The organism is Streptomyces roseifaciens (assembly GCF_001445655.1).
GTDB lineage: Bacteria > Actinomycetota > Actinomycetes > Streptomycetales > Streptomycetaceae > Streptomyces > Streptomyces aureoversilis.
Genome location: NZ_LNBE01000003.1, coordinates 796888 through 809661, shown reverse-complemented (window position 1 = coordinate 809661; position 12774 = coordinate 796888). Strand labels below are relative to the sequence as shown.

General features: G+C 70.0%; 12 protein-coding genes. All 12 read right to left on the bottom strand.

Features of this window, described 5'->3' with window-relative positions:
• Positions 1–21 precede the first annotated feature (21 nt).
• Positions 22–1092: a hypothetical protein gene (locus AS857_RS09410; protein ID WP_058042668.1), complete on the bottom strand. Its 1071-nt coding sequence runs from the start codon at positions 1090–1092 to the stop codon at positions 22–24.
• A gap of 532 nt (positions 1093–1624) precedes the next feature.
• Positions 1625–3028 carry an MFS transporter gene (locus tag AS857_RS09405; RefSeq protein WP_058042667.1) on the bottom strand — a complete coding sequence of 468 codons (1404 nt, stop codon included), beginning with the start codon at positions 3026–3028 and terminating at the stop codon, positions 1625–1627.
• 183 nt (positions 3029–3211) lie between these two features.
• Entirely contained in the window at positions 3212–3829 is a 618-nt protein-coding gene (locus AS857_RS09400) for a hypothetical protein (RefSeq protein WP_058042666.1), read from the bottom strand.
• Positions 3830–4079: 250 nt separating this feature from the next.
• Positions 4080–5306: a cytochrome P450 gene (locus tag AS857_RS09395; RefSeq protein ID WP_058042665.1), complete on the bottom strand. Its 1227-nt coding sequence runs from the start codon at positions 5304–5306 to the stop codon at positions 4080–4082.
• A gap of 27 nt (positions 5307–5333) precedes the next feature.
• Positions 5334–5516 (bottom strand): rubredoxin, encoded by a 183-nt coding sequence (locus AS857_RS09390; protein WP_372504645.1) that lies wholly within the window; start codon positions 5514–5516, stop codon positions 5334–5336.
• The gene (locus tag AS857_RS09385) at positions 5513–6376 is read right to left on the bottom strand and encodes an alpha/beta fold hydrolase (RefSeq protein ID WP_058042664.1); all 864 of its coding nucleotides are present in this window, start codon (positions 6374–6376) and stop codon (positions 5513–5515) included. The genes AS857_RS09390 and AS857_RS09385 overlap by 4 nt, the downstream gene beginning before the upstream one ends.
• Positions 6373–7476 carry a fatty acid desaturase gene (locus AS857_RS09380; protein WP_058042663.1) on the bottom strand — a complete coding sequence of 368 codons (1104 nt, stop codon included), beginning with the start codon at positions 7474–7476 and terminating at the stop codon, positions 6373–6375. The genes AS857_RS09385 and AS857_RS09380 overlap by 4 nt, the downstream gene beginning before the upstream one ends.
• 14 nt (positions 7477–7490) lie before the next feature.
• A complete protein-coding gene (locus AS857_RS09375) occupies positions 7491–7790 on the bottom strand; it encodes an acyl carrier protein (protein ID WP_058042662.1) in 300 nt (99 codons plus the stop codon).
• A 106-nt stretch (positions 7791–7896) separates the two neighbouring features.
• The gene (locus AS857_RS09370) at positions 7897–8844 is read right to left on the bottom strand and encodes an acyl-CoA desaturase (protein WP_058042661.1); all 948 of its coding nucleotides are present in this window, start codon (positions 8842–8844) and stop codon (positions 7897–7899) included.
• Positions 8845–8855: 11 nt separating this feature from the next.
• Positions 8856–9821, bottom strand: coding sequence for an acyl-CoA desaturase (locus AS857_RS09365; protein ID WP_079110195.1), 966 nt, complete (start codon positions 9819–9821; stop codon positions 8856–8858).
• Positions 9822–9834: 13 nt separating this feature from the next.
• Positions 9835–11616 (bottom strand): fatty acyl-AMP ligase, encoded by a 1782-nt coding sequence (locus AS857_RS09360; protein WP_245699718.1) that lies wholly within the window; start codon positions 11614–11616, stop codon positions 9835–9837.
• A gap of 104 nt (positions 11617–11720) precedes the next feature.
• Positions 11721–12530 (bottom strand): thioesterase family protein, encoded by an 810-nt coding sequence (locus AS857_RS09355; protein ID WP_245699716.1) that lies wholly within the window; start codon positions 12528–12530, stop codon positions 11721–11723.
• Between the last annotated feature and the right edge of the window lie 244 nt (positions 12531–12774).

The following is a 12774-nucleotide window of genomic DNA, read 5'->3' as shown; positions in this document are numbered from 1 at the left end:
GCCGCGTCCGCCGCAGGCCGCTCAGGCGGCCGGTGCGATGCGGACGCCCGGGGCGCCGCCTTTGTTGCCGAGCACCACTTCACCGCTCTCGGTGTAGACGGTGGTGTCGGGCGAGATGATGTCGAGGTGGTACTGGGTGAAGGGGGTGAGCCCCAGTCCCCAGTGCAGGCAGCCCCGGTCGCCGCCGTAGACCTCGTTCATCGCGTGGTTGCCCCGGACGATGTCCAGGCTGGTGTTGAGGGCGTGACCGATCTCCCAGACCAGGGTGTAGCGGGAGTCGATCTCGAACATCGCCTCGAAGACCTCGGCGACCGGGGCGCCGGCGGGCCGGAACGGCCGGAGCGAGGTGATCGCTCCCTTCTGCACGTCGGCCACGACCGCCTCGTGCTCCAGCCCGGCCAGCTTGCCCTGGAGGCGAGCCTGATCCTTGCGGAGGAACGAGGGCGTTCCGTTGTGCAGGATGGGGAATCCGCGGAAGGCGATGCTGCCTTCCAGCGGGAGGTGCAGCGACTCGTCGAACTCGACGATCTGCATCGGCAGGACGCTGATCTCGCCCGAGGGTACGATCTGCTGCTCGCCCCATTCAAGGGGGCCGGCCTGCTGATTCCAGACCAGGTCGTCGGCGAGGTGGTCCAGGACGGCGCGGGTGCCGTGCCGCTCGTCGACATACACCAAGTGGTCGGTGGATTCGGCGAGTTCGAAGAACCGGTCGCTGAACTCCGCCTGCTCCCGGGCCGAGGTGCGCTCGATGACCCCGATGAAGTGGCGGATGATGCCCAGGTCCGTGGGCGTCGAGTTGCACGCCATGCCCATCAGCTTGCGGCGCGGGCCGAGCGCCTCCTCGGAGGGGGACTCGAAGAACCGGTAGGGCGAGATGACCAGCGAATGAGAATTCTGCGGAACCGTTTCATCAGCGAGCATCTTCTCGAAGTCGTCGCCCGGCTTCAGAATGATCGTCCGGTACTCCGCGTAGGGGGCATCCCTGACGATTTCAAATTCCTGCACCATCTCCTGATTGGTGATCAGGCAGAAGATGCTTCCCTCGGCCGGGCCGAACTGACTGAATCGAGCCGGGTTGATCTTGATTGCCATAATCGGCGATACCCCCAGGTGGCTGATTATCTGGACGCAAGAAAACAGCACCCGGCGAACCCCGCGCAATATGCCGGGGGGCAATGGCCGGAACATATGCCGGTTTGAGCTCGGAGTCTGCCCGATTTGGGCGGCTGGTCGCGCTTGCCCGACTCTATGGGCGTCTCTCGGCAGATAAATCTATGAAGACCGGGGCCGACTGTGCCCTCACCACAGGGAAACAGACCGTATGCCCGCTTCACCCCTCACCTCAACACCCCCTCACCCACCCCGATCCGGAGTGGGGTTCCGGCCCGGGAGGCAAACCGGAATCCCGTCGCCGCACGGTTCCGGCCATGATCCATGAGGTCTGGGCCGCAGAACCGGCGGTCACAGGCCGGAACTTCTCGCTCCACCCCACTGTGATGTGAATCACCCCTGACGCAGAATCAGGGATTCCGGGAAGAAAAACGCCGGGCGGTCACGCGCAGTCGGGGGTGTCTGCGCGGACCGCCCGGCTCGTGTGCCGCGCTGTCCTGTGAGCGTCAGGGCATTACGCGGCTGGCTTGGGGCGGGGGATGAACAGGCACGCGAGGGCCGCGGCGGCCGTCGCGACGAGGATGAAGGCCCATCCGTGGTCGAAGGCCGTGACGGCGTCGTCCGCGCCGGAGGGGGCGCCGATGAAGGCCACCAGCAGGGCCACGCCCAGCACGGAGCCGACCTGACGGGCCATGGTGACGACGGCCGAGCCCGTGGAGAAGCTCTGCGGCGGCAGCGCGGAGACGGCGGCGCCCACGAGGGTCGGGACGACCATGCCCACGCCGATGCCCGTGAGCAGCATGCCCGGGAGCAGGCCCGCGGCGTACTCGTGCGCGGTGTCGAGCCGGTGGATCCACCAGCCGATGCCGGCGCCGAAGAGCACGCAGCCGACCGCGGAGACCGCCGCGGAGCCGAACTTCTTGATGACGGGGCCCACGCCCATCGCGAAGGCGGGGACGAGGACCGGTCCGGGCGCGATGGCGAGGCCGGTCTTCAGCGGCGACCAGTGCCACACCTGCTGGCACCACAGCACCGCCGAGAGCAGCATCGCGCCGAACGACACGGCGAACAGGAGGTTCGCGAAGGTCGAGGGCCCGACCGCGGGGATCCTCAGCAGGCCCAGCGGGAGGATGGGCGAGGCGTGGCGCGCAGAGCTGTAGACGAAGGCGGCCAGGAGGAGGACGGCGACCAGGAGGGAGCCGAGCACCTTGCCCGAAGTCCAGCCCCAGTCCTCGCTCTTGACCAGGCCCAGCGCCAGGACCGCGATGCCCAGGGTGAGCAGGACCGCACCGAGCAGGTCCAGCCGGGCCGCGGCCGGGCGGGCCGCGATGCGCGGCAGCACCTTGGCCCCGAGAAGGAGGGCGAAGACGCCGATCGGCAGGTTGACGAGGAAGACCCAGCGCCAGTCGAGCTGGGTGAGCAGGCCGCCGATCACGGGGCCGAGGGCGGCGGCCAGGCCGCTGATGGCGGTCCAGGCGCGGACCGCGGGGATCCTCTTCTCCGGCGGCGCGGCGGCCAGCAACAGGCCCAGCGAGGAGGGGATGAGCATGGCCGCGCCGACGGCCTGGACCACGCGGGCCGCGACCAGCAGCCAGACGCCCGGTGCGACGGCGCACAGCGCGGAGGCGACGGTGAAGACCGCGATGCCGAGCAGGTAGGCGTTCCGGGGGCTGGTGCGGTCGGCGAGGCTGCCGGCCGGGACGAGCAGCGCGGCGAAGATCACCGCGTAGGCGTTGAGGATCCACGACAGCGATGCCAGCGAGGACCCGGAGAACTGGGCGCCGATGTCGGGCAGGGCGACGTTGACGATGAACATGTCGAGGTTGGACATCGCAACCCCGGCTACAACGACGGCGAACACCGGGCCGAAGGCGGGCTTCGTCACGCTGCCCGCCTGTCCGGCGGCAGTCTGAGTCATCGCTCTCCTCGTAGTGAGTTGGCTTTTCCAACTCACGTGAGCATACAGCGTCCCCCGGGGCGTGTCGGTGTGATGTAGGCGTCACGGCGCCCATACGGCAGTACGGCCGCACCGGGCCGAAAAGAGCCTGGTGCGGCCGTACTGACGGTGTGTCGGATACGGGTCGCGGCGGACGGCGGTACGTCAGCCGGTGAAGAGGTGGACGACCACCGCCACCACCATCACGAGGACGAAGGCGACGAGCGGCCCCCCGCAGCCCCCGCCCATCAGCCACAGCGGCAGCCGCCAGGGCGGGCGTCCCGAGACGGCGCGGTGGTCCGCGACCAGGGTGAGGAGGCCCGCGGGGACGATGGCGGCCGTCACGCCCGCCCACCACCACAGGCACGTCACCGGCTGCCCGGAGAGGGAGTCGGCGTGACCCGACACGAGGACCCCGGCCAGGACCGCGGGTGCGGCGACGCACGCCGCGGCGACGGGCACCCACCACCGGGCGCCGACGCGGGCCGTCCGGCTCCCCGCCCACCGGGCGAGCCCGGCGGCGGGGACGACCAGCGCGGCGGCCAGGAAGGCCGAGACGAGGGTCCAGGCGACCAGGAAGAACGGGAGGGCGAGGAAGCCGAGGGCACCGCTGTCGTCCTCGGACGGATCGCCGGAGCCGGGGTCCGCGCCGGCGTCCGGGTACACCAGCGCCCAGAGGAGGAACACGCCCGCCGCGAGGGTCGCCTCTGCCACGAGTGCCCCGGTCGCAGTGACGAAGGTGGGCGGCGACCAGAGGCTGTAACGTGCGGGTTCTTGCTTCACAAAGCCATCATCCGCCGCGGCCCGCGGCACGCCGACGGCAGGGTCCGCACCCGATGCGACCGGCGCGCGCACGGAACCCGTACCAACCCCTGGTGCCCCGCACCTCTGATCCCGCCGCAACGGCGCTCGGCCACCGACAACGCAACCGGCGGTGCCGGTCCCGCCTCAGGCAGGAACGGCACCGCCGAAGACCGCCGCGGCGGAGGGCGTGGTGCGGGCACCCGTGGCCCGGGCCCGAGCGCCGCCGGGTTCAGCCCAGCTTCACCGGAAGCGTGGCGAAGCCGCGCTGTACCAGCTGGTCGCGGAACGTCGGTTCGCCCGCGAGGGCGAGGCCCGGGAAGCGGCGCAGGACCGCCGGGAGGGCGATCTCCGCCTGCATGCGGGCGAGGCCCGCGCCGAGGCAGAAGTGCGCGCCGCCGCTGAGGGTCAGGGCGTGGTTGCCCTTGCGGTACGGGTTGAACGTGCCGGGGTCGGCGTACTGCCGCGGGTCGCGGTTGCCCGCGGCGATCAGGAGCGTGACCTTCGTGCCCGCGGTCAGCGGGACCCCGAAGAAGTCGATGTCCTTGACGGCCATGCGGTTGAGGGCCTGCGCCGCGGGGTCGAAGCGCAGCACCTCCTCCACGTAGCCCGGTGCGAGGGAGTCGTCCTTGCGGAGCGCGTCGGCGTGCTCCGGGTGCTCCACGGCGAGCCGCAGCGCGTTGCCGATGAGGTCCATCGGCGCTTCGGTGCCGGCGACCAGCAGCAGCATGAAGTTGGCGACGAGCTCTTCCTCGCTGATGCCGCCCGTCGTGTCGAGCTGGCGGACCATCTCGCTGACGAGGTCGTCGCCGGGCTGCGCCCGCCGCTTGGCGACCAGGTCGCCGAAGTAGACGGCCAGTTCCTCCATGGCGGCGTCGCCGGGCCGGAGCTGGTCGAGGTCCTGGATGGGCTCCAGGGCGGTGGTGATGGCGCCGATGTGGCCCCGGAACCCCGCCTGCTCCTCCTCGGGTATGCCCAGCAGCTCACCCATGATCGCCATCGGCACGCGGAAGGCGAACTCGGCCATGAAGTCGACCGGAGCGCCCCCTTCGCCGAGCGTGCCCAGGCGGTCCACCAGTGCGCCGATCAGCCGCTCCACCGCCGGCTGCAGCGCGGCGATGCGGCGCGGCGTGAAGCCGACGCTGAAGAACCGCCGGTAGCGGTCGTGGTCGGGGTTGTTGCTGAAGAGCATGTTCTTGGTGAGCCACACCCAGGAGGAGTGCTCCCGCCAGCCGGGCATCATCGTGTCCTGCACGGCCCCGTCGGTCGACAGGAGCCCGGGCTCGCGCAGCGCCCGGGCGCACTCGGCGTGCCCGGTGACCACCAGCTGGCCGGGGCCGAGCGGCAGCAGCGGCCCGTAGGAGCGCAGCGCCTCGTAGAGCGGGTACGGGTCCCGCTTCCCGGCCGGGCTCAGCAGCGTCATCATCGCCCGGCCCGGGTCCATCACCGGTGTGCTCATGTCACTTCTCCTAGATCTACAGCGGTTCTACAGCGGTGCCATGACGAAATCGGCCTTGGTGGTCCCGCAGTCCGGGCACTCCCAGTCGTCCGGGATCTCCTCCCACGGCGTGCCGGGCGCGATCCCCTCCTCGGGCAGTCCCAGGGATTCGTAGTAGACCCAGCCGCAGACGAGGCACATCCATGCCCTTTTCCCGACGTCTTCGCTCACGGGATGGTCTCTCCAGTTCTCGTTCCGTGTTCGGCGACGAACACGGAGATGGCGCTTTTCGCTTCGGGGGACATCAGGATCCCCATGTGGCCACGGCCCGGGGCCTGCTGGAGCCGTACGTCGCGCAGGCCCGCGGCGATGGCCTCGGCTTCGCAGTACGGCACCACGGGGTCCCCGGGGTCGTGCAGGGCCAGCACCGGGACGTCGAGCTCGCGGCCGAGGCCGACGACGTCCCAGTGGCTGACGGGCACCCCGTTGCGGCGGTGCAGTTCGCGGTAGATGCGGTCGACGACGGCGCGCGAGAGCATCAGCTCGCTCCTGGACCACCGCTCCAGCACCGCGGTCAGGGTGCAGGTCGGGGCGACCAGGGCGATGCAGTCGACGTCCGGCCGCTCCTCCAGGGCCACCGCGCCGACGGCGGCGATGGAGCCCAGGGAGTGCGCGACGACGACCTTCGCCCCGCCGAGCGAGTCCAGGGCGGCGCGTACGGCCGCCGTGTACTGCGTCATGGTGGCCTGCGTGCCGCGGTTGACGCCGTGGGCCGGCGCGTCGAACGCGGCCACCCGGTACCCGAGTTCCCGCAGCGGGCCGATCAGCGAGTACATGCTGCTGCTGTCGGCCCCCCAGCCGTGCACGAGGAGCGCGGTGGGCCGGTCGTCGTCGCCCCACAGGTATCCGCCGTGCACGTCGGGGTTGCCGGCGATGTCGAATCCGCGGGCGCCGAGCGGCAGGACGTTGTCGGGCCGGGTGCCGATGGCCCGGGTCCGGCTGAAGACGTCGGTGGCCCAGCGGCCGCCGGGTCCGGGCGCGAGGACGCCGGCGGCCGCGTGGGCGAGTCTTCTCAGGACGAGGGGCGTCATGACGGCGACTTCACCGTCACCGGCTTGGCGTCCGCCGGGGCGATCGTGGTCCGGTTGAAGTCGGTGTAGAAGCCCGACTCGGTGTCGTAGAAGTGCAGCCGCCGGATGATGGTGCTCAGCTGGCGGATCTTCACGCGCTCCTCGCGGACCATGCCCGGGTAGGCGTCCTTCAGGGCCCGCTGCGCCTTCTGCAGGTTGTAGAAGGGGACGACCGGGGCGACGTGGTGGGCCGTGTGGATGGAGATGTTGTGCGTGAGGAACAGCAGCCACTTCGGGTACACGAAGTCGGTGGTGACCAGCAGGCGGCTGGCGTTGCGCGTCCAGTGCTCGTTGGTCAGGTACGGGATGTCGCTGGAGCTGTGGTGCATCAGCGTCGTCGCGCTGAACCAGGCGTGGGTCGCGAGCCACGGGGCGACGAAGTAGATCAGGAAGCCCGTGAACCCGGTGAACCAGATCAGCGGGACGAAGTAGGCGACCATGACGGCCAGGACGAAGAGCATCGACCGGCGGACGTCACGGCGCGCCTCCCGCTTGGGGAAGTAGCTCGGCCGGAAGCCTGACTCGCGCCAGTAGTTGATGGTGCCGCCCCAGAACGCCCAGGTGCGCGTCCCGTGGTAGATGACCTTCTCGTGCCACGGCATCCGGTCGTAGAGCGCCGCCGGGACCGGACGCCAGTCGGTGTCCAGCTCCAGGTTGTTGGTGTGGCTGTGGTGCAGGTTGTGCACGTGGCGCCAGGCGTGGAACGGGTAGATCAGCGGCAGCAGCGAGACGTGCCCGATCGCGAAGTTGAACTTGCGCGAGCGGGAGAAGGAGCCGTGCCCGCAGTCGTGCGCGATGCAGTGCAGGCCCCAGCCGCCCAGGCCCGCCACGATCCACAGCGGGATCCAGAGCAGCCAGTGGGGTGAGAACGCGATGCCGACGAGCGCACCGATGTACAGCACCCAGCTGACGGCGAAGCCGAGCAGGCCACGGCCCACCTGTGGTTCGAAGTACTCCCTCGGGATGGCCCCCGCGAGCCGTTCGCCCTCGATCTGCTCCGACTTGCGCTTGAAGTCCTCGAACGCCTTGTCCGGAGCGGACGGAAAGTTGTATGCCCCCATCGTCGTGGTTCCCTTCAGCCGGTCCGGCGGGACAGCCTGAGTTCCTGGGCCAGATAGCTGCTCAGGTCGTCGATGGTCTGGTGCTCGTAGAGCAGACCGGGCGAGAGCCGGCGCTCGACGACCTTCTCCAGGGCGCCGGAGACCTGGACGGCGACCCGCGAGTCGAGTCCGTAGGCCTCGAAGGACTTCTGGGTGTCGATGTCGGAGGGCGCGGCCTCGATCCGCTTGGCCAGGTGCTCGACGAGCCACTGGCGCAGGGACTCCTCCGTGAGCGGGCCCGAGATCTGCTGGGCGTCCTTCTTGCGTCCGAACATGTGGTTACGCTCCTGCTGGTGCGAGGGTGAAAGCACTGCGGGTGGATCCGGGGATGGAACTGCGGATGGGACCGCGGGTGAAGCACTGCCCTGGGGGCGCGGGCGGTTACGCGGCCTGTTTCATGGCGCGCTTGCGCTCGATGGTGGCCTTGTCCGGTTCCCTCAGGTCCCAGACGACGCCGGCCTTGCCGAGACCGAAGAGGAGCCAGCCGCTCAGGTCCGGCTCCCACCAGGTCACGCCGTGGCGGTAGGACCCGGGGAAGGCGTGGTGGTTGTTCTGCAGTCCCTCGCCGAAGGTGAAGGCGGCGACGGGCCAGTTGTTGGCGCTGCGGTCCTTGTTGTCGAAGGGGCGGCTGCCTATGGCGTGGCAGATCGAGCCCACGCACCAGGCGGCCTGGTTGGCCACGAAGATGCGCGCGAATCCGCCGAAGACCAGGCCGGTCAGCAGCGACATCGGGGTCTGCTCGACGGCGAAGCCGACGACGGCCGGGATCAGCAGGCCGGTGAGGACCCAGGCCGGGTAGGTGCGGTGGTACCACATCAGCCGGCGGTCGCGCAGGACGTCGGGGGCGAAGACGCTCCACTTGGAGGTCTCGTCGCTGAGCATCCACGGCATGTGCGCGTACCACAGCCCGCGCATCCGCGCCTTGAGGCTCCAGCCGTGCAGGTTGGGCGAGTGGGGGTCGCCCTCGCGGTCGCTGAAGCGGTGGTGGCGGCGGTGCGTGGTGACCCAGAACATCAGCGGGCCCTGGGCCCCCATGGACCCGGTGATCATCATGACGGCCTCGAACGCCGGCGAGGTCTTGAACGCCTTGTGCGAGAGGTAGCGGTGGAAGCCGATGGTGATGCCGCCCATGTGCACGAAGTACATGACGACGAACATGACCAGGTCGGTGGTGGTGTAGTTGCCGGTCCACAGGAACCAGGCGGCTACGGCGGTGCCGATCAGCGGCAGCGTCATCGTGGTGAGCGCGGAGAAGCGCTTGATGCGGCGGCTTGCGGGGTCGAGCTTGACGATCGCCGACGCGAGCGGGTCGGCGGTTGCGGAAGACACGGGGCCGCTCCTTATCTCTCTGACCGTGCGCGTTTGGGGTAGCGGACGTTGGTGACCAGGCCCAGGACGTCCAGCAGCCGGATGAACCCGCCGGCGATGTCGATCTGCCAGAAGGTGTGCCGGTTGTGGGCCAGGGCGGGCTGGGCGTGGTGGTTGTTGTGCCAGGAGCCACCGACCGAGAAGGGCGCGAGCGTCGCGACGTTGCGGCTGTTGTCCCGGGTGCGGTGGGGGCGGCTGCCCAGCGTGTGCCCGATCGAGTTGACGCTCCAGGTCACGTGGTCGAGGAGAAAGATGCGGGCGAGACCGCCCCAGAGCAGCCCGCCGACCGCACCGCGGAGGCTGCCGCCGGTGAGCGCCCAGCCCAGCAGCGCGGGCAGGGCGAGTCCGGCCAGGACCCAGACGAAGTAGTACTCGTTGATCTTCATCACGAGCCGGTTCTTCATCAGGTCGGGGACGTACTTGCTCCAGTTCTGCCGGCGGACGGTGAACAGCCAGCCGACGTGGCCGTGCCACAGGCCGCGCAGCCGGGGGTACTTGCGCCCGTCCTGCATCGGCCGGGGCGAGTGCGGATCGCCGTCGCGGTCGGTGAACGCGTGGTGCTGGCGGTGGGTCGCCACCCAGAAGACGACCGGGCCCTGCGCGGCCATGCTGCCGGCGATGCCCCAGAAGGCGGTCACCCCCGGCTTGGCCGCGAAGGACAGGTGCGAGAAGAAGCGGTGGAAGCCGCCCTCCACGCCCAGGGAGGTCAGCAGGTACATCCCGATGAGCAGGCCGAGGTCGACCCCGGTGAATCCGTAGTTCCAGGCGAAGACCACCGCACCGGCGAAGCCCAGGGTGGGCACGCCGACGGTGAGGTAGGCCAGCCGGCGGGCCGAGGCGTCGGTGTCGCCGCCCGCGGCCTGCGGGCCCGCGGCCGGGCGGGACGTGCGCGGGGCACCGGCTGCGGCGGCCCCGGGTGACTCGGGCGAAATCGTCATTGGTGGGCTCCCGTCACCGCACGGCCTGCGGCATGTCGTCGGCGGCCAGGGCCAGCTTCTTCAGCGTCCCCTGGACGTAGGCCTTCCGTGTCGCGTCCCGGCGGACCTTGCCGCTGGTGGTCATGGGGATCGCGCCGACCGGCCCGAAGTGGACGGCGGCGGGCCGGACTCCGTGCTCGGCCGTCACCGCCGCGATCACCGCGTCCAGCACGGCCGCCCCCTCCGCGGCCAGCTGGCGTGCGGTGCCGCGGTACTCGGCCGCGACCACCAGTTCCTCGCCCTGCTCGCCGGGGACGGAGAAGGCCGCGCAGCCGCGCACCTTCTCGTGCGCCTGGCGGACGCTGAGCTCGATGTCCTGCGGGTAGAGGTTGCGTCCGGCGATGACGACGAGGTCCTTGAGGCGTCCGGTGATGAACAGCTCCCCGTCGAGCAGGAATCCGAGGTCGCCGGTGCGCAGGTGGGCCTCCTCGCCGCCGCCGGCCGTGCGCGCCGCGAAGGTCGCGGCGGTGAGCCCGGGCCGGCCGAGGTAACCGTGGGCCACGTTGGGGCCGTTCACCCAGATCTCCCCCACCCGGCCGGCGGGGACCGGCAGCAGGGTGTCGGGGTCCACCACGGTCACCTCGTGCCCGTCGGCGACGGCGCCGCAGCTGACGATGTGCGCGACCCGGCCGGGCTCGGCGTCCTTCCCGTCCTCCCCGGACCGGCGCACGACGCCGTTCTCCAGGGCTTCCTTGTCGAGCCGTTCGGTCCGCAAGGGGGTACCGGTGGGCTTTCCCGACACGTAGAGCGTCGCCTCGGCCAGGCCGTAACAGGGGATGAGGGACGTCTCGTCGTAGCCCCGGGGGCCGAATCGCTCCCGGAACTTGTCGAGGGTTACCCTGGATACGGGCTCGGATCCGCAGAAGACCTGGCGCAGTGTGCCGAGATCGAGGGTTTCCAGCTCGTCATCGGTGATACTCGAAGTGCACATGTCGAAAGCGAAGTTGGGCCCGACGGAAATGGTGACCTTGTGGTCGGTGATCGCCTTCAGCCAGCGGTACGGCTGCTGGACGAAGTGCGCCGGCGACATGAGCACCAAGGGCCAGCCGCCGTGCACCGCGAGCATGATCGTGCCCATCAGGCCCATGTCGTGGTAGGGCGGCAGCCAGGTGCAGCCGACGCGGTCGGCTTCGTGGCCCATGTTGTGTTCCAGGGCGCGGCAGTTGCTGACCAGGTTCTCGTGGGTGAGCACGATTCCCTTGGGGTCGCCGGTGGAGCCCGAGGTGTACTGCAGCAGCGCCGGATCGGAAACGGCGTCGGGAACGGCGGTCACCGGTGCCGGGCCGCCGAAGTACGCGGCGTCGACGAACAGCCATTCCGGCGGGCGCACAGTCTCCGGGAGTTCCGCGGCGAATTGGGCCACGCGGCCCTCCAGCCGGCGGTCCGCAATGATCACATCGGGCGTGCTGTCCACGACGATCGAGGCGAAGCGGGCCACTGCGCGTTTCCCGGTGGGCGGGAAGGACGGCACCGCGGTGGCGCCGGCCCGGAATATCCCGAAGAGCGCGGCGATGTAGTGCAGACCGGGATCCAGTGCCAGCACCACGCGGCGCCCGGTGAGTTCCCGCCCCAGCAGGTCCGCGGCGATGCGGCCGGCGTGTTCGTACACGTCGTGGTAGGTCCAGTCGACGGCCTCGTCGCTGGTGCCGTCGGCGAGAAAGCGAAAGGCCGTGCGCCGGGGCCCGGCGGCCCGCTGCCGGAGGATGCCGGGCAGCCCTGGCAATGAGGTACGGGCCCGCCCCGCTATGTGGTCCACAACGCCCCCGTGAAGTTTCAGTTCTGTGAGCGGGGCCGCACCCGTGTCACCGGTGCGCGGCCCGCGAAAGATGGTGTGCGCCGTACCGTCGGCCGTCGCCCTCGTCAGCCGGTACGGACGATGCGGAGCTGTTGTGCGGAACCCAGGTGGGCCCCGTCCCTGCCCCAGGCGTCGATTTCCTCGTCGACCCAGCCCTCGGCGGTCGCGGAGCGGGTCCGTGCGCGCAGCAGGATCCACGGCGACGACGCCTGCGCCAGATTCGCGCCGGGCCGGACCGTGAGTTCGACCGTGGGCACCAACGCTAGCGTCGAGAGCACCGCCGCGTACGACGGAGCAAGTGAATCCATCAGGAACACGAAACGCAGCGCGTCCGGCGGACGTTCGTCCTCCAGAATCCTGATCCACGCGATGAGTTCGGGCTCGGCACCGCCCGCGTAGGGACGGCTGGGCCCGACCGGGCGGATCTCCAGGTAGGTGGAAATGGCGACGAACTCGGGCGGGATGACGAAGACGTCGCACTCTTCCGGAGGCGGCGCATCCGGAACCGCCGGAGCGAACGACTGCCACTCGGCCGGCTGCGGATTTCCGAAGACGGCCGATCCTTCTACGTGAACACCCTTTTCGGTGACCGCGCGGCCACCGAACGTGGTGAGCGTGCGCCCGGCGCGCAGCAACGAGGTCTCCAGCCGGAAGTCGTCGCCGATCGGCCGCAGGAAACGCGCCGTTGCGCTCTGCAGCCGGAGGCCGGGTGCCACCTCCCCTGCGGCATCCTGCATCGCCGAAGCCAGCAGCGCGAGCGTCAGGCCGCCGTGAAAGCCGCCGAAACCGTGCAGATGACTTCCGGCGGCGATCTCTTCGCCGGAGGACCGGCCGAGGAGCGCCACCGGGGAAAGCGGTGAAGCGGTACTGGTCATGGCCCCTCCGATCCGGCCGCCGGCCGGGCGACGGGAACGCGGGAGAGGGGCGGAATTCTGTGGTGGTGCTCGGTCCTTGGCAACAAGCCATTCACTCTTCCGAGTTGGATCACACGAGTGACCGTAGAAGGGCGGTGCGTCACCAAGCAAGCAATAAATTTTGTGACCCGCATCACGACCGAAGTGAATCCTCGGCCCGGCGTGACGTTCAACACGCACACTCTGCGCTGCAGTGGGTTGCGTC